At 56.5% G+C, this 23227-nt stretch carries 33 protein-coding genes; 2 read left to right on the top strand and 31 right to left on the bottom strand.

All coding sequences use genetic code 11. From position 1 onward, the window contains the following. Nucleotides 1-29: 29 nt before the first annotated feature. Nucleotides 30-1814 (top strand): IlvD/Edd family dehydratase, encoded by a 1785-nt coding sequence (locus tag BUB69_RS26490; protein ID WP_073172741.1) that lies wholly within the window; start codon nucleotides 30-32, stop codon nucleotides 1812-1814. Nucleotides 1815-1882: 68 nt separating this feature from the next. Here the strand turns inward: BUB69_RS26490 and BUB69_RS26485 are convergent, their stop codons facing one another. The 3 genes from BUB69_RS26485 to BUB69_RS26475 all read right to left on the bottom strand — a co-directional run bounded on the left by BUB69_RS26485 (nucleotide 1883) and on the right by BUB69_RS26475 (nucleotide 5173). Further along, a complete protein-coding gene (locus BUB69_RS26485; RefSeq protein ID WP_073172738.1) occupies nucleotides 1883-2974 on the bottom strand; it encodes an alkene reductase in 1092 nt (363 codons plus the stop codon). A gap of 240 nt (nucleotides 2975-3214) precedes the next feature. After that, nucleotides 3215-3769: a single-stranded DNA-binding protein gene (locus BUB69_RS26480; protein WP_004883704.1), complete on the bottom strand. Its 555-nt coding sequence runs from the start codon at nucleotides 3767-3769 to the stop codon at nucleotides 3215-3217. Between the two features lie 9 nt (nucleotides 3770-3778). Continuing rightward, nucleotides 3779-5173: an MFS transporter gene (locus tag BUB69_RS26475; RefSeq protein WP_073172734.1), complete on the bottom strand. Its 1395-nt coding sequence runs from the start codon at nucleotides 5171-5173 to the stop codon at nucleotides 3779-3781. Nucleotides 5174-5361: 188 nt separating this feature from the next. Between BUB69_RS26475 and uvrA the strand changes: the two genes are divergently transcribed. After that, nucleotides 5362-8196, top strand: coding sequence for an excinuclease ABC subunit UvrA (uvrA, locus tag BUB69_RS26470; protein WP_073172731.1), 2835 nt, complete (start codon nucleotides 5362-5364; stop codon nucleotides 8194-8196). A gap of 117 nt (nucleotides 8197-8313) precedes the next feature. Here uvrA and bfr read toward each other — a convergent pair whose 3' ends face one another. From bfr to rplD, 28 genes are all read right to left on the bottom strand, one after another. Next, on the bottom strand, nucleotides 8314-8778 hold the full coding sequence (gene bfr, locus BUB69_RS26465; RefSeq protein ID WP_073172727.1) for a bacterioferritin: 465 nt from the start codon (nucleotides 8776-8778) through the stop codon (nucleotides 8314-8316). A gap of 155 nt (nucleotides 8779-8933) precedes the next feature. Continuing rightward, nucleotides 8934-10379, bottom strand: a complete 1446-nt coding sequence (locus BUB69_RS26460; RefSeq protein WP_073172723.1) for a catalase — start codon at nucleotides 10377-10379, stop codon at nucleotides 8934-8936. A 169-nt stretch (nucleotides 10380-10548) separates the two neighbouring features. Then, nucleotides 10549-10935 carry a 50S ribosomal protein L17 gene (gene rplQ / locus BUB69_RS26455; RefSeq protein WP_002555463.1) on the bottom strand — a complete coding sequence of 129 codons (387 nt, stop codon included), beginning with the start codon at nucleotides 10933-10935 and terminating at the stop codon, nucleotides 10549-10551. Nucleotides 10936-10976: 41 nt separating this feature from the next. Then, nucleotides 10977-11978 (bottom strand): DNA-directed RNA polymerase subunit alpha, encoded by a 1002-nt coding sequence (locus tag BUB69_RS26450; RefSeq protein WP_003176403.1) that lies wholly within the window; start codon nucleotides 11976-11978, stop codon nucleotides 10977-10979. A gap of 22 nt (nucleotides 11979-12000) precedes the next feature. Further along, nucleotides 12001-12621 (bottom strand): 30S ribosomal protein S4, encoded by a 621-nt coding sequence (gene rpsD, locus BUB69_RS26445; RefSeq protein ID WP_002555465.1) that lies wholly within the window; start codon nucleotides 12619-12621, stop codon nucleotides 12001-12003. A gap of 18 nt (nucleotides 12622-12639) precedes the next feature. Beyond that, nucleotides 12640-13029, bottom strand: coding sequence for a 30S ribosomal protein S11 (gene rpsK, locus BUB69_RS26440; RefSeq protein WP_002555466.1), 390 nt, complete (start codon nucleotides 13027-13029; stop codon nucleotides 12640-12642). Nucleotides 13030-13059: 30 nt separating this feature from the next. Then, nucleotides 13060-13416 (bottom strand): 30S ribosomal protein S13, encoded by a 357-nt coding sequence (gene rpsM / locus BUB69_RS26435; protein ID WP_004883692.1) that lies wholly within the window; start codon nucleotides 13414-13416, stop codon nucleotides 13060-13062. A gap of 130 nt (nucleotides 13417-13546) precedes the next feature. Next, entirely contained in the window at nucleotides 13547-13663 is a 117-nt protein-coding gene (gene rpmJ / locus BUB69_RS26430) for a 50S ribosomal protein L36 (protein WP_002555468.1), read from the bottom strand. Between the two features lie 28 nt (nucleotides 13664-13691). Beyond that, nucleotides 13692-15026: a preprotein translocase subunit SecY gene (gene secY / locus BUB69_RS26425; RefSeq protein WP_004883689.1), complete on the bottom strand. Its 1335-nt coding sequence runs from the start codon at nucleotides 15024-15026 to the stop codon at nucleotides 13692-13694. Continuing rightward, entirely contained in the window at nucleotides 15027-15461 is a 435-nt protein-coding gene (rplO, locus tag BUB69_RS26420) for a 50S ribosomal protein L15 (RefSeq protein WP_024687030.1), read from the bottom strand. It abuts the gene before it with no gap. A 3-nt stretch (nucleotides 15462-15464) separates the two neighbouring features. Then, nucleotides 15465-15641, bottom strand: coding sequence for a 50S ribosomal protein L30 (gene rpmD, locus BUB69_RS26415; protein ID WP_003186033.1), 177 nt, complete (start codon nucleotides 15639-15641; stop codon nucleotides 15465-15467). 2 nt (nucleotides 15642-15643) lie between these two features. After that, nucleotides 15644-16144, bottom strand: a complete 501-nt coding sequence (gene rpsE / locus BUB69_RS26410) for a 30S ribosomal protein S5 (RefSeq protein WP_024687031.1) — start codon at nucleotides 16142-16144, stop codon at nucleotides 15644-15646. Between the two features lie 3 nt (nucleotides 16145-16147). Beyond that, the gene (rplR, locus tag BUB69_RS26405; protein ID WP_002555473.1) at nucleotides 16148-16498 is read right to left on the bottom strand and encodes a 50S ribosomal protein L18; all 351 of its coding nucleotides are present in this window, start codon (nucleotides 16496-16498) and stop codon (nucleotides 16148-16150) included. A 10-nt stretch (nucleotides 16499-16508) separates the two neighbouring features. Then, nucleotides 16509-17042, bottom strand: coding sequence for a 50S ribosomal protein L6 (gene rplF, locus BUB69_RS26400; protein WP_003369019.1), 534 nt, complete (start codon nucleotides 17040-17042; stop codon nucleotides 16509-16511). 12 nt (nucleotides 17043-17054) lie between these two features. Beyond that, complete coding sequence (gene rpsH, locus BUB69_RS26395) at nucleotides 17055-17447, bottom strand: 30S ribosomal protein S8 (protein ID WP_004883681.1); 393 nt, start codon at nucleotides 17445-17447, stop codon at nucleotides 17055-17057. 213 nt (nucleotides 17448-17660) lie between these two features. Beyond that, nucleotides 17661-17966: a 30S ribosomal protein S14 gene (gene rpsN, locus BUB69_RS26390; RefSeq protein ID WP_002555476.1), complete on the bottom strand. Its 306-nt coding sequence runs from the start codon at nucleotides 17964-17966 to the stop codon at nucleotides 17661-17663. Between the two features lie 13 nt (nucleotides 17967-17979). Next, complete coding sequence (gene rplE / locus BUB69_RS26385) at nucleotides 17980-18519, bottom strand: 50S ribosomal protein L5 (RefSeq protein WP_004883677.1); 540 nt, start codon at nucleotides 18517-18519, stop codon at nucleotides 17980-17982. A gap of 20 nt (nucleotides 18520-18539) precedes the next feature. Then, nucleotides 18540-18854, bottom strand: a complete 315-nt coding sequence (gene rplX / locus BUB69_RS26380) for a 50S ribosomal protein L24 (RefSeq protein WP_002555478.1) — start codon at nucleotides 18852-18854, stop codon at nucleotides 18540-18542. Nucleotides 18855-18865: 11 nt separating this feature from the next. After that, the gene (gene rplN, locus BUB69_RS26375) at nucleotides 18866-19234 is read right to left on the bottom strand and encodes a 50S ribosomal protein L14 (protein ID WP_002555479.1); all 369 of its coding nucleotides are present in this window, start codon (nucleotides 19232-19234) and stop codon (nucleotides 18866-18868) included. Nucleotides 19235-19257: 23 nt separating this feature from the next. Beyond that, nucleotides 19258-19524 carry a 30S ribosomal protein S17 gene (rpsQ, locus tag BUB69_RS26370; RefSeq protein ID WP_002555480.1) on the bottom strand — a complete coding sequence of 89 codons (267 nt, stop codon included), beginning with the start codon at nucleotides 19522-19524 and terminating at the stop codon, nucleotides 19258-19260. 2 nt (nucleotides 19525-19526) lie between these two features. Next, the gene (gene rpmC, locus BUB69_RS26365; protein ID WP_002555481.1) at nucleotides 19527-19718 is read right to left on the bottom strand and encodes a 50S ribosomal protein L29; all 192 of its coding nucleotides are present in this window, start codon (nucleotides 19716-19718) and stop codon (nucleotides 19527-19529) included. Then, nucleotides 19718-20131, bottom strand: coding sequence for a 50S ribosomal protein L16 (gene rplP, locus BUB69_RS26360; RefSeq protein WP_002555482.1), 414 nt, complete (start codon nucleotides 20129-20131; stop codon nucleotides 19718-19720). The genes rpmC and rplP overlap by 1 nt, the downstream gene beginning before the upstream one ends. A 12-nt stretch (nucleotides 20132-20143) precedes the next feature. Next, a complete protein-coding gene (gene rpsC / locus BUB69_RS26355) occupies nucleotides 20144-20830 on the bottom strand; it encodes a 30S ribosomal protein S3 (RefSeq protein ID WP_003176422.1) in 687 nt (228 codons plus the stop codon). Between the two features lie 13 nt (nucleotides 20831-20843). Further along, nucleotides 20844-21176 (bottom strand): 50S ribosomal protein L22, encoded by a 333-nt coding sequence (gene rplV / locus BUB69_RS26350; RefSeq protein WP_002555485.1) that lies wholly within the window; start codon nucleotides 21174-21176, stop codon nucleotides 20844-20846. A gap of 13 nt (nucleotides 21177-21189) precedes the next feature. Then, nucleotides 21190-21465, bottom strand: coding sequence for a 30S ribosomal protein S19 (rpsS, locus tag BUB69_RS26345; RefSeq protein WP_004883670.1), 276 nt, complete (start codon nucleotides 21463-21465; stop codon nucleotides 21190-21192). Nucleotides 21466-21481: 16 nt separating this feature from the next. After that, nucleotides 21482-22306, bottom strand: coding sequence for a 50S ribosomal protein L2 (rplB, locus tag BUB69_RS26340; RefSeq protein ID WP_007924198.1), 825 nt, complete (start codon nucleotides 22304-22306; stop codon nucleotides 21482-21484). A 14-nt stretch (nucleotides 22307-22320) separates the two neighbouring features. Beyond that, complete coding sequence (gene rplW / locus BUB69_RS26335) at nucleotides 22321-22620, bottom strand: 50S ribosomal protein L23 (RefSeq protein WP_002555488.1); 300 nt, start codon at nucleotides 22618-22620, stop codon at nucleotides 22321-22323. Then, the gene (rplD, locus tag BUB69_RS26330; RefSeq protein WP_004883668.1) at nucleotides 22617-23219 is read right to left on the bottom strand and encodes a 50S ribosomal protein L4; all 603 of its coding nucleotides are present in this window, start codon (nucleotides 23217-23219) and stop codon (nucleotides 22617-22619) included. Before rplD ends, rplW begins: the two co-directional genes overlap by 4 nt. Nucleotides 23220-23227 lie beyond the last annotated feature (8 nt).

The raw sequence follows: 23227 nt of genomic DNA, 5'->3' as shown, positions 1-23227 counted from the left end.
GCCTTCCAATAACAAGAGAGAACACGCCCATGAACCAGCCTCCAAAACGCCCTCTGCGCAGCCAGCAATGGTTCGATGATCCCGATCACGCCGATATGACCGCGCTGTATGTCGAGCGCTACATGAACTACGGCCTGACACGGGACGAACTGCAATCGGGTCGGCCCATCATCGGCATCGCCCAGACGGGAAGCGACCTGACGCCCTGCAACCGCCATCACATCGAGCTGGCGCAGCGAGTCAAGGCGGGGATTCGCGACGCCGGCGGCATTGCGATGGAGTTTCCGGTCCACCCGATTGCCGAACAGAGCCGCCGCCCGACCGCCGCTCTGGACCGTAACCTTGCGTACCTGGGCCTGGTGGAAATCCTGCACGGCTATCCGCTGGATGGTGTGGTGCTGACCACCGGCTGCGACAAGACCACGCCTGCCTGCCTGATGGCCGCCGCGACCACCGACCTGCCTGCGATTGTGTTGTCCGGCGGCCCCATGCTCGACGGCCACCACAAAGGCGAACTGATCGGCTCCGGCACCGTTCTGTGGCATGCACGTAAACTGCTGGCGGCCGAAGAAATCAGCTACGAAGGCTTTATGGAAATGACCACCGCCGCCTCGCCCTCGGTCGGCCACTGCAACACCATGGGCACGGCCCTGTCGATGAACGCGCTGGCCGAAGCGCTGGGCATGTCGCTCCCTGGCTGCGCCAGCATCCCTGCGCCTTATCGCGAGCGCGGTCAGATGGCCTACGCCACGGGCAAGCGCATCTGTGAGCTGGTGCGTCAGGACGTGAAGCCCTCGCAGATCATGACCCGTGAAGCGTTCGAAAACGCGATTGCCGTGGCCTCGGCCCTCGGCGCATCAAGCAACTGCCCGCCGCATTTGATCGCCATCGCTCGCCACACCGGCATCGACCTCAGCCTGGACGACTGGCAGCGTATCGGTGAAGACATCCCGCTGCTGGTCAACTGCATGCCTGCGGGCAAATACCTGGGCGAAGGGTTTCACCGCGCGGGTGGCGTGCCCGCAGTGATGCATGAATTGCAAAAAGCCGGACGCCTGCATGAAGACTGCGCCACGGTCAGCGGCAGAACCATCGGCGACATTGTTCGCGCGTCGGTGACCAGCAACACCGACGTGATCCTGCCCTACGACGCGCCGCTCAAACACAGTGCAGGCTTCATCGTACTCAGTGGCAATTTCTTCGACAGTGCAATCATGAAGATGTCGGTGGTGGGCGAAGCCTTCCGCAAGACCTACCTGTCCGAGCCGGGTGCCGAAAACAGTTTTGAGGCGAGGGCCATCGTGTTCGAAGGGCCTGAGGACTACCGGGCCCGTATCGACGATCCGGCGCTGGACATTGACGAACGCTGCATTCTGGTGATCCGCGGCGCAGGCACCGTCGGTTATCCCGGCAGCGCCGAAGTGGTGAACATGGACCCGCCTGCCGCCCTGATCAAACAAGGCATCGATTCGCTGCCGTGTCTGGGCGACGGCCGCCAGAGCGGCACATCGGCCAGCCCGTCGATCCTCAACATGTCGCCGGAAGCGGCGATTGGTGGCGGTCTGGCCCTGCTGCGCACCAACGACCGGCTACGCATCGACCTCAACGCCCGCACGGTCAACGTGCTGGTGGACGAAAGCGAAATGGCTGAGCGCCGTCAGCAGTGGACTCCTTCGATCCCGCCTTCGCAGACACCCTGGCAGGAACTCTATCGGCAACTGGTGGGGCAGCTATCCACAGGCGGCTGTCTGGAGCCGGCAACACTGCACATGAAAGTCATCGCCAGAAGCGGCGCGCCACGGCATTCGCATTGATGGGTTGAGTTTGAGCGTGAGCATGCAGCGAAAACGCATCCGTCGTTGCGACGGATGCGTTAAGCGGATCAGGCGCTGGCTTGAGCCATCGTCGGGTAATCGGTATACCCCGCAGCCCCGCCACCGTAAAGCGTGGCCGGATTCATCGGCGTCAACGGGGCACCGGCCTTCAGGCGCTCGGTCAGGTCCGGGTTGCTGATGAAAGGACGACCGAATGCCACCAGATCGACACTGCCATCGTTCACTCGCGAATTCGCCAGATACAGGTCATAACCGTTATTGGCCAGATAGGTCTGGTGGAAACGCTTGCGCAACTTCTCGTAATCAAATGGCGCGGCGTCACGCGGTCCACCCGTCGCGCCCTCGACCACGTGCAGGTAAACAATACCCAACGCACTGAGCTCTTCAGCAATGTAGTTGTACTGCGCCTGTGGATCGCTGCACGTTATGGCCCCGGCAGGTGACACCGGCGAAACGCGCACACCTGTACGATCAGCACCCACCTCGCCGATCACCGCCGCCGTCACCTCCAGCAGCAGCCGCGCACGGTTTTCGACAGTGCCGCCATAGGCGTCAGTGCGCGTGTTGGCACCGTCCTTGATGAACTGCTCCAGCAAATAACCATTCGCGCCATGGATCTCCACGCCATCGAAACCGGCTGCAAGCGCATTCGCTGCCGCCTGACGGAAATCATTCACGATGCCCGGCAGCTCGCTCAACTCAAGCGCACGCGGCTCGGAAACGTCATGAAAACCGTTGTTCACAAATGTCTTGGTTTCAGCCCGAATCGCCGACGGCGCAACGGGCGCCGCCCCACCGGGCTGCAAATCCACGTGGGAAATACGCCCTACATGCCACAGCTGCACAAAAATACGCCCGCCCCTGGCATGCACCTCATCCGTCACCTTGCGCCAGCCATCGATCTGCGCCTGAGTGTAGATACCCGGCGTGTCCTGATAACCCTGCGCCTGCGGCGAGACCTGCGTCGCCTCGGTGATCAACAAACCGGCAGAAGCGCGCTGGCCGTAATACGTAGCCGCCAGCTCGGTCGGTACCAAACCGGCACCGGCACGGTTACGCGTCAGTGGAGCCATGACGATTCGGTTGGAGAGGATGAGACTGCCGAGGCGATATGTATCGAACAGATTCTTTTCGGTCATGGTGTGAGGCCTGCGATTGGGATGGCTTTGATCAGTCGAGTAATCCTTGGGCACGGGCAAGGAGGCGCTCAAGGTTTTCATCGATTCAGAAGATGAATTTATGATGATGATCAAAATCTAAGACGTCAAGCGCTTTGATGCTGATTGACATCTATATATCGAATAGACAGAGGCAGGCATAAAAAAAGCGAAGCCTGGTGAGGGCTTCGCTTTGGGTATTGCGGTGCTGAAAGGCTGCAATCAGAACGGAATATCGTCATCAAAACTGTCGAAATCAGCAGCTGGCTGCGGCGCTTGCTGCTGTGGCGCAGGGCGGGATTCGCGTTGCTGAGGTGGCTGCTGATTGTAGTTCTGCTGTGGCGGAGCCGACTGCTGCGGGCGCGACTGCTGTGGACGAGGGGCAGACTGGTTGTAGTTGCCGCCACCCTGGCCTTGTTGTGCGTCGCCTTGTGGACGGCCGCCCAGCAATTGCATGGTGCCTTGCATGTCGACGACGATTTCAGTGGTGTAGCGCTTGATGCCGTCTTTTTCCCACTCGCGGGTCTGCAGCTTGCCTTCGATGTAGACCTGCGAACCCTTACGCAGGTATTCGCCAGCGATTTCGGCAACCTTGCCGAACATCGAGACTCGGTGCCACTCGGTCTTTTCGACCTTCTGACCGGTCTGCTTGTCAGTCCACTGTTCGCTGGTTGCCAGACTCAGGTTGGTCACGGCGTTACCGTTAGGCAAGTAGCGAACTTCGGGATCCTGGCCGCATGTACCGACCAATATGACTTTGTTAACCCCACGGGCCATAACGTTCTCCTAGGCTTCGCACGCTTCTGATGCCGGGTTGACCAGCTTTTCGAGAGCGGCGCGATCCAATAATTTTGTATCCAGTTTGATATAGATGGCTGCCTCCTCGGCAACCACCACTGCATCCGTCACGCCTGTTACGGACATTAAACGCTCTGCCAGGCCTGCATCACGCTGCGCCTCTGGCGACAACGGCAGACGTAGGCTGGTCACGTAAGGCGGTTCACGCATGGTCATCGCAAACGCAAGCCAGACGGCGGCCATGGCTGCACCACCAAGGAACACCACATCGAGCCCGCCGTGCTGGAACAACCAGCCGCCCAGTATCCCACCTGCGGCCGATCCAAGAAACTGGCTGGTGGAATAAACCCCCATTGCCGTCCCTTTTCCGCCAGCCGGTGACACTTTGCTGATCAGCGACGGCAAAGACGCCTCCAGCAGGTTGAACGCGGTGAAGAATACCACTGTCCCTATGACCAGTGTCCGCAACGTGTCCCCAAAGGCCCAGAAGAATAGCTCACACAGCATGAGAAGGGTCACGGCGCCGAGCAGCACGCGCTTCATCTGACGCTTCTTCTCACCGTAAATGATGAACGGGATCATGGCAAAGAACGAAATCAGCAGTGCCGTCAGGTAGACCCACCAATGCTGTTCCTTGGGCAGGCCGGCTTTTTCGACCAGCGCCAGCGGTAATGCCACGAAACTGGACATGAGCATTGCGTGCAACACGAAGATACCCAAATCCAGGCGCAGCAGGTCGGGATGACGCAAGGTCTGGCCCAGCGCCTGCCTGGCGACACCTGACTCTCGATGCAGCAAGGGGCCATTCGCCTTGGGCACCACGAATGCGACGATGGCAATCCCCAACAGCGCCATGCCGCCGGTGGCCAGAAACAGTCCCGACAGTCCAAACACACCCGTGATCACCGGCCCTACGACCATCGCAATGGCAAACGACAAACCAATGGTCATGCCGATCATGGCCATGGCCTTGGTGCGATGCTGTTCGCGGGTCAGGTCGGAAAGCAGCGCCATGACCGCCGCAGAAATCGCACCCGCACCCTGCAGGATACGGCCGGCGATGATGCCCCAGATCGAATCGGCACTGGCGGCCACGACGCTGCCGATGGCGAACACAATCAGCCCCAGATAGATGACCGGACGCCGGCCGATGCGATCCGAAATGATGCCAAACGGGATCTGCAGCACGGCCTGGGTCAGGCCGTAGGCACCAATGGCCAGACCAATCAGCGCAGGGCTGGCGCCCGCCAGGTCCATGCCGTAAGTGGCCAGGACCGGAAGCACCATGAACATACCGAGCATGCGAAACGCGAAAACCAGCGCAAGACCACCTGCGGCACGGGTCTCGCCGCTGCTCATTCGTTCGCTGTGGGGATCGTGCATGGAAAAACCTCGTGTGAACCGGCGGCGATTCTACCAGTCCCATCGATTGACGGGGTATATCGCGACGCTTTGACGCGTTTACATGACAGAGTCTTCATCTCTGCCTGTAAAGCCGGTGGATAGTGTGTATCCATCCAGTATTTATCCGTATACTCCTACGTTTTCGACGCCCGCCGTGCGAGGCCATTTTGGACAAGATCCTGATTCGTGGGGCTCGAACCCACAACCTGAAAAACATCGACCTGACTCTTCCACGCGACAAGCTGATCGTTATCACCGGATTGTCCGGCTCTGGTAAATCATCATTGGCGTTCGACACGCTCTATGCCGAAGGGCAGCGGCGTTACGTCGAGTCGCTCTCGGCGTATGCCCGACAGTTCCTGTCGATGATGGAAAAGCCCGACGTCGACACCATTGAAGGCCTCTCGCCTGCAATCTCCATCGAGCAGAAATCGACGTCCCACAACCCGCGCTCGACCGTGGGGACCATTACCGAAATCTACGACTACCTGCGCTTGCTGTATGCGCGGGTGGGTCAGCCACGCTGCCCGGACCATGATATTCCGCTGGAAGCCCAGACCGTCAGCCAGATGGTCGATCTGGTCCTGGCACAGCCAGAAGGCAGCAAGCTCATGTTGCTGGCGCCTGTCATTCGCGAACGCAAGGGCGAGCACCTTTCGGTCTTCGAGGAGCTGCGAGCCCAAGGCTTCGTGCGAGCCAGGGTCAACGGCAAGCTGTGCGAGCTGGATGAACTGCCCAAGCTCGATAAGCAGAAGAAGCACTCCATTGATGTGGTCGTCGACCGCTTCAAGGTGCGTGCAGACCTGCAACAGCGTCTGGCTGAATCATTCGAAACCGCGCTGAAGCTGGCAGACGGCATCGCGCTGGTTGCGCCTATGGACGACGAGCCTGGCGAAGAAACCATCTTCTCCGCGCGCTTCGCCTGCCCGATCTGCGGCCATGCCATCAGCGAACTGGAACCCAAGCTGTTCTCGTTCAACAACCCGGCAGGTGCCTGTCCGACCTGTGATGGTCTGGGCGTGAAGCAGTTCTTCGACATCAAGCGACTGGTCAACGCCGAACTGACGCTGGCCGAAGGCGCGATACGCGGCTGGGACAGAAGAAACGTCTATTACTTCCAGATGCTGGGCTCGCTGTCCAAGCACTACGGCTTCAGCCTGGAAGTGCCGTTCAAAGAGCTGCCTGCCGATCAGCAGAAAATTCTGCTCAACGGCAGCGGCTCGCAGAATGTCGATTTCCGCTATCTGAATGATCGCGGCGATATCGTCAAGCGGGCCCACCCGTTCGAAGGCATCGTGCCGAATCTGGAGCGTCGTTATCGGGAAACCGAATCAGCGACGGTTCGTGAAGAACTGGCCAAATTCCTCGGCACCCAGCCCTGCCCTGACTGCCGCGGTACGCGTCTACGTCGCGAGGCACGTCATGTGTGGGTCGGCGAAAAGACCCTGCCTGCAGTGACAAACCTGCCGATTGGCGATGCCACCGAGTACTTCGACACCTTGAAGCTGACCGGTCGACGTGGCGAAATCGCTGACAAGATTCTCAAGGAAATCCGTGAGCGTCTGCAGTTTCTGGTCAACGTCGGTCTGGATTACCTGACCCTGGATCGCAGCGCCGATACGCTGTCCGGCGGTGAAGCCCAGCGTATTCGTCTGGCCAGCCAGATTGGTGCCGGTCTGGTCGGGGTGATGTATATCCTCGACGAACCCTCCATCGGTCTGCATCAGCGCGACAATGATCGTCTGCTTGGCACGCTCAAGCACCTGCGCGACATCGGCAACACGGTGATCGTGGTCGAACATGACGAAGACGCAATTCGTCTGGCCGATTACGTGGTGGACATCGGCCCGGGTGCCGGTGTGCATGGCGGGCATATCGTCGCCGAAGGCACGCCGGATGAAGTGATGTCGCATCCTGACTCGTTGACGGGCAAGTATCTGTCGGGCCGAGTGAAGATCGAAGTCCCGGCCAAGCGTACGCCTCGCAACAAGAAGCTTTCGCTCACGCTTAAAGGCGCGCGCGGCAACAACCTGCAAAACGTCAATCTGGAAATTCCGATTGGCCTGCTGACCTGCGTGACCGGTGTTTCCGGCTCGGGCAAATCGACGCTGATCAACAACACCCTCTTCCCTCTCAGCGCCACGGCACTCAATGGTGCGACGACCCTTGAGGCGGCCACTCACGACAGCATCAACGGCCTGCAGCATCTGGACAAGGTTGTGGACATCGACCAGAGCCCCATCGGTCGCACGCCTCGTTCCAACCCGGCGACGTACACCGGGCTGTTCACGCCGATTCGTGAACTGTTTGCCGGCGTGCCGGAGTCTCGCTCACGTGGCTATGGTCCTGGGCGGTTCTCGTTCAACGTCAAGGGCGGTCGCTGCGAAGCCTGCCAGGGCGATGGTCTGATCAAGGTCGAAATGCACTTTCTGCCGGACATCTACGTGCCGTGCGATGTGTGCAAGAGCAAGCGCTACAACCGCGAAACGCTCGAGATCAAATACAAGGGCAAGAGCATCCACGAGGTGCTGGAAATGACCATCGAGGAAGCCCGGGAGTTCTTCGATGCGGTTCCGGCGCTGGCGCGCAAGCTGCAAACCCTGATGGATGTGGGGCTTTCCTACATCAAGCTGGGCCAGTCGGCGACAACGCTATCAGGTGGCGAGGCCCAGCGGGTCAAGCTGTCGCGTGAGCTGTCCAAGCGCGACACCGGCAAGACGCTGTACATCCTTGATGAGCCGACCACAGGTCTGCACTTCGCCGATATCCAGCAACTGCTCGATGTATTGCACCGTCTGCGCGACCACGGCAACACGGTGGTCGTGATCGAGCACAACCTGGACGTCATCAAGACGGCGGACTGGCTGGTCGATCTGGGACCGGAAGGCGGCTCGCGAGGTGGACAGATCATCGCAACCGGCACGCCGGAACAGGTCGCCGAGATGAAGCAGTCCTACACCGGTCACTACCTCAAGCCTTTGTTGATACGCGACAAGGCCTGATAAGTGCCGGTGTGAGACGGGTTTGGCTCAGGCCAGACCCGGCTGACTCGAAGTCGAAACGAAAAAAAGCTCCTGTCACGTACGTGCAGGAGCTTTTTTATGCCAGCGGGCGCGGGATCAGAACTGCGACTGCAAGTAATTCTGCAAGCCGATGGACTTGATCAGACCCATTTGCTGTTCCAGCCAATAAGTGTGGTCTTCTTCGGTATCAGCCAGTTGAACACGAAGAATGTCACGACTGATGTAGTCCTTATGCAGCTCGCAGAGCGCAATGCCCTTGCACAGCGCAGCGCGAACCTTGTACTCGAGGCGAAGATCGCTGGCGAGCATCTCGGGCACCGTGGTGCCGACATCCAGATCGTCCGGACGCATGCGCGGTGTACCTTCAAGCATCAGGATACGACGCATCAGCGCGTCGGCGTGTTGCGCCTCTTCTTCCATCTCGTGATTGATGCGCTCATAGAGCTTCGCGAAGCCCCAATCTTCATACATGCGCGAGTGGATGAAATATTGGTCACGAGCCGCCAGTTCGCCAGTGAGCAATGTGTTCAGATAATCGATTACTTCTGGATGGCCTTGCATCGCACCAGATCTCCTGCTTTAAAGGCGATAGTTTGAACCAAGCGTCGCGAGAGGTCACTCGGAAAAACGCAATAATCCGATAAAAAGCGTCGATTTCACGCCATCCAGAAGCGAAAAACCGCCCAAATGAGGGCGGTTCTGTTTCTCACTTAGACTCAGCCCAGTTTTACACCCAAAGCATCGGCAATGCCTTCACCGTAAGCGGAGTCGGCTTTGTAGAAGTGCTGCAGCTGGCGCTGAACCACGTCGCTGGATACGCCAGCCATCGCACCGGCAATATTGTTGATCAACAGCGCTTTTTGATCGGCGTTCATCAGGTTGAAAAGCTTGCCCGCCTGACTGTAGTAATCGCCGTCGACGCGATGATCATGACGATCGGCGGTACCGCTCAATGCAAGCGCCGGCTCGGCATAACGCGCATCCTGCCTGGGAGCGTCGGAGTAGCTGTTTGGCTCGTAATTAGGCTCTGCACCACCGTTGGTGCCGAACGCCATCGAGCCGTCACGCTGGTAGCTGTAGACGGGATTCTTCGGCGCATTGATCGGCAATTGCTGGTGATTGGTGCCCACGCGATAACGGTGCGCATCGGCGTAAGCAAACACGCGGCCCTGGAGCATGCGGTCTGGCGAAAGACCGACGCCTGGCACCATGTTGCTTGGTCCAAACGCGGCCTGTTCAACTTCAGCGAAGTAGTTGAGTGGATTGCGATTGAGCTCAAGCTCGCCCACTTCGATCAGCGGATACTCCTTCTGCGACCAGGTCTTGGTCACGTCGAAAGGGTTTTCGTGATGATGGTTGGCCTGAGCCTCGGTCATCAGCTGAACACACACCTGCCATTTCGGAAAGTCGCCCTGCTCAATCGCGGTGAACAGATCACGCTGAGCATAATCCGGATCAGTGCCCGCAATGCGCGCCGCGTCCTCAGGCGTGAGGTTCTTGATGCCCTGCTTGCTCTTGTAGTGCCATTTGACCCAGTGACGCTCGCCATTGGCGCTGATGAGGCTGTAGGTGTGGCTGCCGAACCCGTGCATATGGCGATAGCCGTCAGGAATGCCGCGATCCGAGAACAGGATGGTGACCTGGTGCAGCGCTTCAGGCGAGTGCGACCAAAAATCCCACATCATCTGCGGGCTTTTCAGGTTGGTCTGCGGAAGACGCTTCTGAGTGTGGATGAAGTCAGGAAACTTCAGTGGGTCGCGAATGAAAAACACCGGCGTGTTGTTGCCTACGATGTCCCAGTTTCCTTCCTGCGTGTAGAACTTCACCGCAAAGCCGCGTGGATCACGCTCGGTGTCCGCAGAGCCACGCTCGCCCCCTACGGTGGAGAAGCGAATGAAAATCGGCGTCTGCTTGCCAACAGCGTTGAACAAATCGGCGCTGGTGTACTGAGTAATGTCCCGGGTGACGGTGAACGTACCATGAGCTCCCGAACCTTTGGCGTGTACGCGACGCTCAGGGATGTTCTCGCGGTTGAAGTGAGCGAGCTTCTCGATCAGGTGGAAATCTTCCAGCAGCAAAGGACCCCGCGGCCCAGCAGAACGAGAGTTCTGGTTATCGGCGACTGGCGCGCCACTGGCGGTCGTAAGCGTCTTCAGGGTCATGCACTCTCTTCCTCAGGCTTTATATAGCCGGTTAATCAGCTTGAGCGAGAGTATTATTCGAAAGCGTTACATCAGCAAATTTATTGATTATTAAAGGCCGATAGGCTTTATCAATTCCAGACAACAAAAAACCGGGCACTGGGCCCGGTTTTCTGTTCAAACTGATGTCTTATTCAGCGGCTTCTACAGAGCCACCGACAGGACGATCAACCAACTCGACGTACGCCATAGGCGCGTTGTCGCCAGCGCGGAAACCGCACTTGAGGATACGCAGGTAGCCGCCCTGACGGGTTGCATAGCGCTTGCCCAGATCGTTGAACAGCTTGCCGACGATTTCTTTCGAACGAGTACGGTCGAAAGCCAGACGACGGTTAGCAACGCTATCTTCCTTAGCCAGGGTGATCAGCGGCTCGGCAACGCGGCGCAGTTCCTTGGCTTTCGGCAGGGTAGTCTTGATCAGCTCGTGCTCGAACAGCGACACCGCCATGTTTTGAAACATGGCTTTGCGGTGAGAGCTGGTACGGCTCAGGTGACGTCCACTTTTACGATGACGCATGGTTCATTCCTTACCAAACTCGCGTTCGGTGATTACGACGATCAGGCCGTAGCCTTGTCGTCCTTCTTAAGACTTGCCGGCGGCCAGTTGTCGAGGCGCATGCCGAGGGACAGACCACGGGAGGCCAGAACGTCTTTGATCTCAGTCAAAGACTTCTTCCCAAGGTTCGGAGTTTTCAACAGTTCTACTTCGGTGCGCTGAATCAGGTCACCAATGTAGTAAATGTTCTCCGCCTTAAGGCAGTTAGCCGAACGTACAGTCAGTTCCAAATCGTCAACCGGACGGAGCAGGATCGGATCGATCTCGTCTTCCTGTTCGATTACCACTGGTTCGCTGTCGCCTTTGAGATCGACGAACGCAGCCAACTGCTGTTGCAGGATGGTTGCAGCGCGGCGAATAGCCTCTTCAGGATCCAGGGTACCGTTGGTTTCCAGATCAATAACCAGCTTGTCCAGGTTAGTGCGCTGCTCGACACGGGCGTTTTCCACCACGTATGCGATACGGCGAACCGGGCTGAACGAAGAGTCAAGCTGCAAGCGACCAATGCTGCGGCTTTCGTCTTCATCGCTTTGACGCGAGTCTGCCGGCTCATAACCACGACCACGAGCTACGGTGAGCTTCATGTTCAAGGCGCCGTTAGACGCCAGGTTAGCGATTACGTGATCGGGGTTAACGATCTCGACATCATGATCCAGCTGAATATCGGCAGCGGTAACCACCCCCGAACCCTTCTTCGACAAGGTCAGCGTAACTTCGTCTCGACCGTGCAGCTTGATAGCCAGACCTTTAAGGTTCAACAGGATTTCAATGACGTCTTCCTGTACACCTTCGATGGCGCTGTACTCATGGAGTACACCGTCAATCTCGGCCTCGACTACTGCACAGCCGGGCATGGAGGACAACAAAATGCGACGTAGCGCGTTGCCCAGGGTATGGCCAAAACCACGCTCGAGAGGCTCGAGAGTGATCTTGGCGCGGGTTGGACTGACAACCTGCACATCAATATGGCGGGGTGTCAGGAACTCATTTACCGAAATCTGCATGGATGCACCTATTTTCTAGCCCTTACTTGGAGTAGAGCTCGACAATCAGGCTTTCGTTGATGTCGGCGGATAGATCACTGCGAGCTGGTACGTTCTTGAAAACGCCCGATTTCTTCTCAGTGTCTACTTCTACCCATTCTACGCGGCCACGTTGGGCACACAGATCGAGAGCCTGGACAATACGCAGTTGGTTCTTAGCCTTTTCGCGGATAGCAACAACGTCGCCAGCACGAACCTGGTAAGAAGGAACGTTAACGGTTTTGCCGTTGACGCTAACAGACTTGTGCGAAACCAATTGACGGGATTCGGCACGAGTCGAGCCGAAGCCCATGCGGTATACAACGTTGTCCAGACGGCATTCGAGCAGCTGCAGCAGGTTCTCACCTGTTGCGCCTTTCTTGCCGGCGGCTTCTTTGTAGTAGCCGCTGAACTGACGCTCGAGAACGCCGTAGATACGACGGACTTTTTGCTTTTCACGCAGCTGAGTACCGTAATCGGACTGGCGACCGCGGCGCTGACCGTGGATGCCTGGAGCTGCTTCGATGTTGCACTTGGATTCGATAGCGCGAACGCCGCTCTTCAGAAAGAGATCGGTGCCTTCACGACGAGCAAGTTTGCATTTTGGACCAATGTAACGAGCCATTTCTTACAGTCTCCTGGATTACACGCGGCGCTTCTTCGGCGGACGGCACCCGTTGTGCGGGATTGGCGTCACGTCGGTGATGCTGGCGATCTTATAGCCACAGCCGTTCAATGCACGGACAGCGGATTCACGACCTGGGCCTGGACCCTTGACATTGACGTCGAGGTTCTTCAGACCGTATTCCAGCGCAGCTTGACCAGCACGTTCAGCAGCTACCTGAGCAGCGAACGGCGTGGACTTGCGGGAACCACGGAAACCCGAACCGCCGGAGGTAGCCCAAGAAAGAGCGTTACCTTGACGATCGGTAATGGTGACGATTGTGTTGTTAAAAGACGCGTGGATGTGGGCGATGCCATCAACCACTGTCTTTTTAACTTTTTTACGAGGACGAGCAGCAGGTTTTGCCATGACTAAATTCCTGTCGTTGCGCTGGAGCGATTACTTGCGGATCGGCTTACGCGGACCTTTGCGAGTACGCGCGTTGGTCTTGGTACGCTGACCGCGTACTGGCAGACCACGACGATGACGCAGACCGCGGTAGCAGCCCAGGTCCATCAAGCGCTTGATTTTCATGTTGATTTCGCGACGCAGGTCACCTTCAGTGGTGAACTTCGCCACTTCGCCACGCAGCTGTTCAATCTGCTCGTCGCTCAGATCTTTGATCTTCGCCGCCGGGTTAACCCCGGTGGTTGCACAAATTTTCTGTGCAGTGGTGCGACCAACACCATAGATGTAGGTCAGCGAGATAACAGTATGCTTGTTATCTGGAATGTTAACGCCTGCAATACGGGCCATTCAGTGGGACTCCAATTGACAGCTACCTACGCCCCGGAAGCCAAGAAATAGGGCGCGAGATAATATCGCTGTAGTAACAAATAATCAACCCAGCAGCGCACTAGCTGCTGGGCTTAAGCACAAATCACAATCAGCCTTGGCGCTGCTTATGACGTGGTTCCGCGCTGCAAATTACTCGAACAACACCTTCGCGGCGAATAATCTTGCAGTTACGGCACAGCTTTTTCACCGATGCACGAACTTTCATCACCAACTCCTCGAACCTTAGGGGTGCTTCAGCGCAGCATACCGCCGCTGCCACCGTAGCCCTTCAGGTTGGCTTTCTTCATCAGGGATTCATACTGGTGCGAAACGAGGTGAGATTGCACTTGGGACATGAAGTCCATCACAACCACGACCACGATCAGCAACGAGGTCCCGCCAAGGTAGAACGGTACGTTTGCCGCGACCACCAGAAACTGGGGAAGCAGACACACGGCCGTCATATAAAGAGCACCGAACATGGTCAAACGAGTCAGAACGCCATCAATGTAGCGCGCCGACTGCTCGCCTGGACGGATGCCCGGAATAAAGGCACCGGACTTCTTCAGGTTTTCCGCTACGTCTTTCGGATTGAACATCAACGCCGTATAGAAGAAGCAGAAGAAAATAATCCCTGCACTAAACAGCAGAATATTCAACGGCTGACCAGGAGCGATCGACTGCGAGATGTCCTGCAACCAGCCCAGACCTTCAGACTGACCAAACCAGGAACCCAGCGAAGCCGGGAACAGCAAAATGCTGCTCGCAAAAATGGCCGGAATCACACCAGCCATGTTCACTTTCAGCGGCAAGTGGCTGGTCTGCGCAGCAAAGACCTTACGGCCCTGCTGACGCTTGGCGTAGTGAACAGCAATACGACGCTGACCACGCTCAATGAACACCACAAAACCGATAATCGCTACTGCCAGCAAACCGATCGCAACCAGAGCGAAGATATTGATATCACCCTGACGTGCAGACTCGAAAGACTGCCCGATTGCTCTCGGAAGACCGGCGACGATACCTGCGAAAATCAACATCGAGATACCGTTACCGACACCGCGTTCGGTGATCTGCTCGCCCAGCCACATCATGAACATCGCACCTGCCACGAAGGTGGTTACGGCCACAAAGTGGAAACCAAGGTCCCCAGAAAACGCTACACCCTGACTCGCCAGGCCGACGGACATGCCGACAGCTTGAACCAGAGCCAGGACAACGGTGCCATAGCGGGTGTACTGGCTAATCTTGCGACGGCCAGCTTCACCTTCCTTCTTCAACTGCTCCAGCTGCGGGCTCACGGCGGTCATCAGCTGCATGATGATCGATGCCGAAATGTACGGCATGATCCCCAGTGCAAAGATGCTCATCCGTTCCAGCGCGCCGCCGGAAAACATGTTGAACAAGCTAAGAATGGTCCCCTCATTCTGTCGAAACAGTTCTGCGAGTCGGTCCGGGTTGATACCTGGAACCGGGATGTGTGCGCCTATTCGGTAGACGATAATCGCCAGGAACAGAAAACGCAGACGAGCCCAGAGTTCAGACATACCGCCTTTGCCGAGCGCTGAGAGAGCACCTTGCTTAGCCATTTATTCCTCGAACTTGCCGCCAGCTGCTTCGATAGCCGCACGCGCACCTTTGGTGGCGGCGATACCCTTGATGGTGACAGCGCGAGTAACTTCGCCCGACAGCATGATTTTCACACGCTGAACGTTCTGGTTAATCACGTTGGCATCCTTCAGGGTCTGCACAGTTACGATATCGCCTGCCACTTTAGCCAGCTCGGACAAACGCACTTCTGCGCGATCCATGGCTTTCAGGGAAACGAAACCGAATTTTGGCAGACGACGATGCAGCGGCTGTTGGCCGCCCTCAAAGCCCGGAGCGATGGTGCCACCGGAGCGGGAGGTCTGACCTTTGTGGCCACGGCCACCGGTCTTACCCAAACCGCTACCGATACCACGGCCCGGACGATGCTTTTCGCGACGGGAACCCGGCGCTGGACTCAGATCATTGAGTTTCATCGATTAACCCTCGACTCGCAGCATGTAGTAAGCCTTGTTGATCATCCCGCGATTTTCGGGAGTATCCAGGACTTCTACAGTGTGACCGATGCGACGCAGACCCAGACCCTTAACGCACAATTTGTGGTTAGGGATGCGGCCGGTCATGCTTTTGATCAGCGTTACTTTTACGGTAGCCATGATCAGATGATCTCCTCAACACGCTTGCCACGCTTGGCGGCAATGGATTCAGGAGACTGCATGCCCTTCAGACCCTTGAAAGTGGCGTGAACCACGTTGACAGGGTTAGTCGAGCCGTAGCACTTGGCCAATACGTTCTGAACACCAGCAACTTCCAGCACTGCGCGCATAGCGCCGCCAGCGATGATACCGGTACCTTCAGAAGCAGGCTGCATGTACACCTTCGAAGCGCCATGGGCAGACTTCATAGCGTACTGCAGAGTAGTGCCGTTCAGATCCACCTGGATCATGTTGCGGCGAGCAGCTTCCATCGCTTTCTGGATTGCAGCAGGCACTTCACGTGACTTGCCACGGCCGAAGCCAACACGCCCTTTACCATCACCGACTACGGTCAACGCAGTGAAAGTGAAGATACGGCCGCCTTTTACGGTTTTGGCCACGCGGTTAACTTGAACCAGCTTCTCGATGTAGCCTTCGTCGCGTTTTTGGTCGTTATTTGCCATAACTTAGAACTCCAGCCCGCCTTCACGAGCAGCATCAGCCAGCGCTTTGACACGGCCGTGGTACTTGAAGCCAGAACGGTCGAAAGCCACTTGCGATACGCCCGCGGCTTTTGCACGCTCGGCGACCAGCTTGCCAACCTTAGTGGCCGCGTCGATGTTGCCAGTGGCGCCATCACGCAGTTCTTTGTCCAAAGTCGAGGCGCTTGCCAGGACTTTGCTGCCGTCGGCCGAAATGACCTGGGCATAAATGTGCTGCGAAGAGCGGTGCACGCAGAGACGCACGACTTCTAGCTCGTGCATTTTCAGGCGTGCTTTGCGAGCGCGACGCAGTCGGGTAACTTTTTTGACGGTCATTTGCTATGCCCTACTTCTTCTTGGCTTCTTTACGGCGGACGACTTCGTCCGCGTAACGCACACCTTTGCCTTTGTAAGGCTCAGGACGGCGGAAGTCGCGGATCTCAGCGGCCACTTGACCAACCAACTGCTTATCGATACCGCGAATCAGGATATCGGTCTGGCTGGGGGTCTCAGCGGTGATGCCATTCGGCAATTCGTAATCCACCGGGTGCGAGAAGCCAAGTGCCAGGTTCAGGACCGTGCCTTTTGCTTGCGCCTTGTAACCAACACCGACCAGCTGGAGCTTACGCTCGAAGCCTTGGCTTACGCCCTGGACCATGTTGTTAACCAGTGCACGAGTTGTGCCTGCCATTGCGCGGGTTTGTTGATCGCCATTGCGAGCAGCGAAACGCAGCTCACCAGCTTCTTCAACAATCTCAACGGACGAATGGATGTTCAGTTCCAGAGTGCCCTTGGCACCCTTCACCGAAAGCTGCTGGCCGACGAGTTTGACTTCGACGCCGGATGGCAACTTAACGGGGTTCTTAGCTACGCGTGACATGCTTATCCCCCCTTAGAACACAGTGCAAAGCACTTCGCCACCGACACCGGCAGCGCGCGCAGCACGATCCGTCATCACACCTTTGTTGGTGGAGACGATAGACACACCGAGACCGCCACGAACTTTTGGCAGATCGTCGGAGGACTTGTACTGACGCAAGCCTGGACGGCTGACGCGCTTAACTTCTTCAATGACCGGACGGCCTTCGAAGTACTTAAGCTCGATGGACAGCGATGGTTTAACTTCGCTGCTGATCTGATAACCCGCAATGTAACCCTCGTCCTTCAGGACTTTGGCTACAGCAACCTTCAACGTGGAAGATGGCATGCTTACGACGGGCTTTTCAGCCATCTGGGCATTACGGATACGAGTTAGCATGTCCGCTAACGGGTCCTGCATACTCATGGGCTAGACGCTCCTAAAACAAAATAATTAGCCTTACGGCTACAGCTTATCGCCGAGATTTTCCGGGCAAGTAAAAACACGGGCTCAGGCGAGCCGGCAATTCTAGTCCTACCCCAGAAATGAATCAAGCCCCAAAAGGGGCTTGATTCACTTTCAGGCTTCATTCCAACCAACAACCTGAGCCGTCGATCGGAAAGAAGCGAGCGTTGCGCCTTACCAGCTGGCTTTAACCAGACCTGGTACGTCGCCACGCATGGCAGCTTCACGCAGTTTGTTACGGCCAAGGCCGAACTTGCGGTAAACGCCGTGTGGACGACCAGTGATGCGGCAACGGTTACGCATGCGCGCAGCGCTTGCGTCACGTGGTTGCTTCTGCAGAGCTACGGTAGCTTCCCAACGCGCTTCTGGACTTGCGTTCAGATCAACGATGATAGCTTTCAGCTCAGCACGCTTCTTGGCGTACTTGGCAACGGTGAGCTGACGCTTCAGCTCACGGTTTTTCATGCTCTTCTTGGCCATTTTCCTACTCCAATCAGTTGCGGAACGGGAATTTGAAAGCACGCAGCAATGCGCGACCTTCATCATCGTTCTTGGCAGTGGTGGTCAGGGTGATGTCCAGACCGCGGAGAGCATCGATCTTGTCGTAATCGATTTCCGGGAAAATGATCTGCTCTTTCACGCCCATGCTGTAGTTACCACGACCATCGAAGGACTTGGCATTCAGGCCGCGGAAGTCGCGAACCCGAGGCAGGGAGATCGACAGCAGACGATCCAGGAATTCATACATACGATCGCGGCGCAGAGTCACTTTGACGCCGATCGGCCATCCTTCACGGACTTTAAAGCCAGCGATGGATTTCCGAGCGTAAGTCACAACGACTTTTTGACCGGTGATCTTTTCCAGGTCAGCAACAGCGTGCTCGATGACTTTTTTGTCGCCGATCGCTTCGCCCAGACCCATGTTCAGGGTGATTTTGGTAACGCGCGGAACTTCCATCACGTTCGCGAGCTTAAGTTCTTCCTTAAGCTTCGGAGCGATTTCCTTCCGGTAAATCTCTTTTAGTCGTGCCATGGTCTTCTACCTAGCAGTGTTCAAGCATCAACCGCTTTTTGGGTCGACTTGAAGACACGAATTTTCTTGCCGTCTTCAACTTTGAAACCAACGCGGTCAGCCTTGTTGGTTGCGCCGTTGAAAATGGCGACGTTGGAAGCGTGCAGTGGCGCTTCTTTCTCGACGATACCGCCCTGTACGCCCGACATCGGGTTAGGCTTGGTATGACGCTTCACCAGGTTGATCCCACCAACGACCAGACGGTCGTCAGCGAGAACCTTGAGCACCTTACCGCGCTTACCTTTGTCTTTGCCGGCGATCACGATGATCTCGTCGTCACGACGAATCTTTTGCATGTCGGATCTCCTTACAGAACTTCTGGGGCGAGCGAGACGATCTTCATGAACTTCTCAGTACGAAGTTCACGGGTCACTGGCCCAAAGATACGGGTACCGATCGGCTCTTGCTTGTTGTTCAACAGAACAGCAGCGTTGCCATCGAAGCGGATGATGGAGCCGTCTGCACGACGAACGCCATGGCGAGTGCGGACTACAACAGCAGTCATCACTTGGCCTTTTTTCACCTTGCCGCGCGGAATTGCTTCCTTCACGGTTACTTTGATGATGTCACCGATACCAGCGTAACGACGATGGGAGCCACCCAGCACCTTGATGCACATAACGCGGCGAGCGCCGCTGTTATCGGCCACATCGAGCATGGATTGAGTCTGAATCATATAATTTCTCCGACCCTTAGCCCTTAGACTTCCACAGCGCGTTCGAGGATATCAACCAATGCCCAAGACTTGGTCTTGGCTACCGGACGAGTTTCACGGATCGTGACCTTGTCGCCGATATGGCACTGGTTGGTTTCGTCGTGCGCGTGCAGCTTAGTCGAACGCTTAACGTATTTACCGTAGATTGGGTGCTTTACGCGACGCTCAATCAGAACGGTGATGGTCTTGTCCATCTTGTCGCTGACGACACGGCCAGTCAGCGTACGGACGGTTTTTTCGGCTTCAGCCATGATTACTTACCTGCCTGCTGGTTGAGCACAGTCTTCACGCGAGCGATGTCACGCTTAACTTGCGAGAGCAGGTGAGACTGCCCCAACTGGCCAGTTGCTTTCTGCATACGCAGATTGAACTGGTCGCGCAGCAGGCCGAGCAGTTGCTCGTTCAGCTGCTGTGCTGATTTTTCACGAAGTTCATTCGCTTTCATCACATCACCGTCCGCTTAACAAAGGAGGTGGCGAGTGGCAGCTTTGCAGCAGCCAGGGCGAAAGCCTCACGCGCCAGCTCTTCAGTAACACCCTCGATTTCATACAGGACTTTGCCTGGCTGAATCTGGGCAACCCAGTACTCGACGTTACCCTTACCTTTACCCATCCGAACTTCGAGTGGCTTCTTGGTGACAGGCTTGTCCGGGAATACACGGATCCAGATCTTGCCGCCACGTTTTACGTGACGGGTCAGAGCACGACGCGCTGACTCGATCTGACGAGCGGTGAGACGACCACGAGCAACAGACTTCAGCGCGAACTCGCCGAAGCTGACTTTGCTACCGCGCAGTGCCAGACCACGGTTGTGGCCGGTCATCTGCTTGCGGAACTTCGTACGCTTTGGTTGCAACATTTGGCGTACCCCTTACTTAGCAGCTTTTTTACGAGGCGCTGGTGCTTGTGGTTTCAGTTCTTCTTGGCGACCACCAATTACTTCGCCTTTGAAGATCCAAACCTTTACACCGATCACACCATAAGTGGTGTGAGCTTCGTAGTTGGCATAGTCGATGTCGGCACGCAGGGTGTGCAATGGCACACGACCTTCGCGATACCATTCAGTACGTGCGATTTCAGCACCGCCGAGACGACCGCTCACTTGGATTTTGATGCCTTTGGCACCAATGCGCATTGCGTTCTGTACAGCGCGCTTCATAGCGCGACGGAACATTACACGACGCTCCAGCTGCTGAGCTACGCTCTGCGCAACCAGCATACCGTCAAGCTCCGGCTTGCGGATCTCTTCGATATTGATGTGCACAGGCACACCCATTTGCTTGGTCAGGTCCTGACGCAGTTTCTCAACATCTTCACCTTTCTTGCCGATCACGATGCCGGGACGAGCGGTGTGGATGGTGATACGTGCAGTCTGAGCCGGACGATGGATATCGATACGGCTTACGGACGCGCTTTTTAGTTTGTCTTGGAGATACTCACGCACCTTCAGATCAGCGAACAAATAGTCCGCATAAGTCCGACCATCTGCGTACCAGACGGAGGTGTGCTCCTTGACGATTCCCAGGCGAATGCCAATGGGATGTACTTTCTGACCCATCTCTTCGACTCCGTTACTTGTCAGCAACCTTGACAGTGATATGGCAAGACCGCTTGACGATGCGATCAGCACGGCCTTTGGCACGTGGCATGATGCGCTTCAGCGAACGCCCTTCGTTGACGAAAACGGTGGAGACCTTGAGGTCATCAACGTCTGCGCCTTCGTTATGCTCGGCGTTGGCTACAGCCGACTCCAGCACTTTCTTCAGGATCTCGGCGGCTTTCTTACTGCTGAAAGCCAACAGGTTGAGCGCTTCGCCCACCTTCTTCCCGCGGATCTGGTCGGCGACCAAGCGGGCTTTCTGGGCGGAGATTCGAGCGCCCGACAACTTAGCGGCTACTTCCATCGTTCCTTACCCCTTAACGCTTGGCTTTCTTGTCTGCCACGTGCCCACGATATGTGCGGGTACCGGCAAACTCGCCTAGTTTATGGCCGACCATGTCTTCGCTCACGAGAACTGGAACATGTTGACGACCGTTATGCACTGCAATGGTCAAACCGACCATTTGTGGCAGGATCATCGAACGACGCGACCAGGTTTTAACTGGTTTGCGATCGTTCTTTTCCGCCGCCACTTCGATCTTCTTCAGTAGGTGAAGATCAATAAAAGGACCTTTTTTCAGAGAACGTGGCACTGTCGTATCCCTCTATTTACTTGCGACGACGGACGATCATTTTGTCGGTACGCTTATTACCACGAGTCTTCGCGCCCTTAGTCGGGAAGCCCCACGGCGATACCGGATGACGACCACCAGAGGTACGACCTTCACCACCACCATGTGGGTGGTCAACCGGGTTCATGGCAACACCACGAACGGTTGGGCGAACGCCACGCCAGCGTTTGGCACCTGCTTTACCCAGCGAACGCAGGCTGTGCTCGGAGTTCGAGACTTCGCCCAGCGTTGCACGGCATTCAGCCAGTACTTTACGCATTTCACCGGAGCGAAGACGCAGGGTTACGTACACACCTTCACGAGCGATCAGCTGTGCCGAAGCACCAGCGGAACGTGCGATCTGTGCGCCTTTACCTGGCTTCAATTCGATGCCGTGTACGGTGCTACCAACTGGAATGTTGCGCAGTTGAAGAGCGTTGCCCGGCTTGATTGGCGCCAAGGCACCTGCAATCAGCTGGTCGCCAGCACTCACGCCTTTAGGGGCGATGATGTAGCGGCGCTCGCCGTCTGCGTAAAGCAGCAGAGCAATGTGAGCAGTACGGTTTGGATCGTATTCGATACGCTCGACAGTGGCAGCGATGCCATCTTTGTCGTTGCGACGGAAGTCGACCAGACGATAATGCTGCTTATGACCACCACCCACGTGACGTGTAGTGATACGGCCATTGTTGTTACGACCACCAGACTTCGATTTTTTCTCGAGCAGCGGTGCGTGAGGAGCGCCTTTATGCAGCTCCTGGTTGACCACCTTGACCACAAAACGGCGGCCAGGGGAAGTCGGTTTGCATTTAACGATTGCCATGATGCACCCCTTCCTTACTCAGCACTGCTGCTGAAATCGAGATCTTGGCCTGGCTGAAGGGAGATAACTGCCTTCTTCCAGTCATTACGCTTGCCCAGACCGCGAGCAGTGCGCTTGCTCTTACCCAGAACATTCAGGGTAGTAACACGCTCTACTTTCACGCTGAACAGGCTTTCGACGGCCTTCTTGATTTCCAGCTTGGTTGCGTCAGTTGCAACCTTGAAAACGAACTGGCCTTTCTTGTCAGCCAGAACCGTGGCCTTTTCGGAAACGTGCGGGCCAAGTAGAACTTTAAATACGCGTTCCTGGTTCATCCCAGCAGCTCCTCGAATTTCTTCACGGCCGACACGGTGATCAACACCTTGTCGTATGCGATCAGACTAACTGGATCGGAACCCTGTACGTCACGAACATCAACGTGCGGCAGGTTACGAGCAGCCAGGTACAGATTCTGGTCAACAGCGTCAGACACGATCAGGACGTCAGTCAGACCCATGCCATTCAGCTTGCTCAGCAAGTCTTTGGTTTTCGGTGCTTCAACAGCGAAGTCCTGAACCACGACCAGACGATCAGTACGAACCAGTTCAGCAAGGATGGAGCGCAGTGCTGCGCGATACATCTTCTTGTTGAGCTTCTGAGAGTGGTCCTGAGGACGAGCTGCGAAAGTGGTACCGCCGCCACGCCAGATTGGGCTACGGATAGTACCGGCACGAGCACGGCCAGTACCCTTTTGACGCCATGGGCGCTTACCGCCACCAGAAACGTCAGAACGGGTCTTTTGCTGCTTGCTACCCTGACGACCGCCAGCCATGTAGGCCACGACTGCCTGGTGAACCAGCGTCTCGTTGAATTCGCCGCCAAATGTCAGTTCGGAAACTTCGATTGCTTGAGCGTCATTTACATTTAATTGCATGTCAGCTT

The sequence above is a fragment of the Pseudomonas asturiensis genome (assembly GCF_900143095.1).
Taxonomy (GTDB): domain Bacteria; phylum Pseudomonadota; class Gammaproteobacteria; order Pseudomonadales; family Pseudomonadaceae; genus Aquipseudomonas; species Aquipseudomonas asturiensis.
The sequence above is the reverse complement of the archived record's forward strand: the minus strand, read 5'-3'. Positions and strand labels throughout refer to the sequence as shown.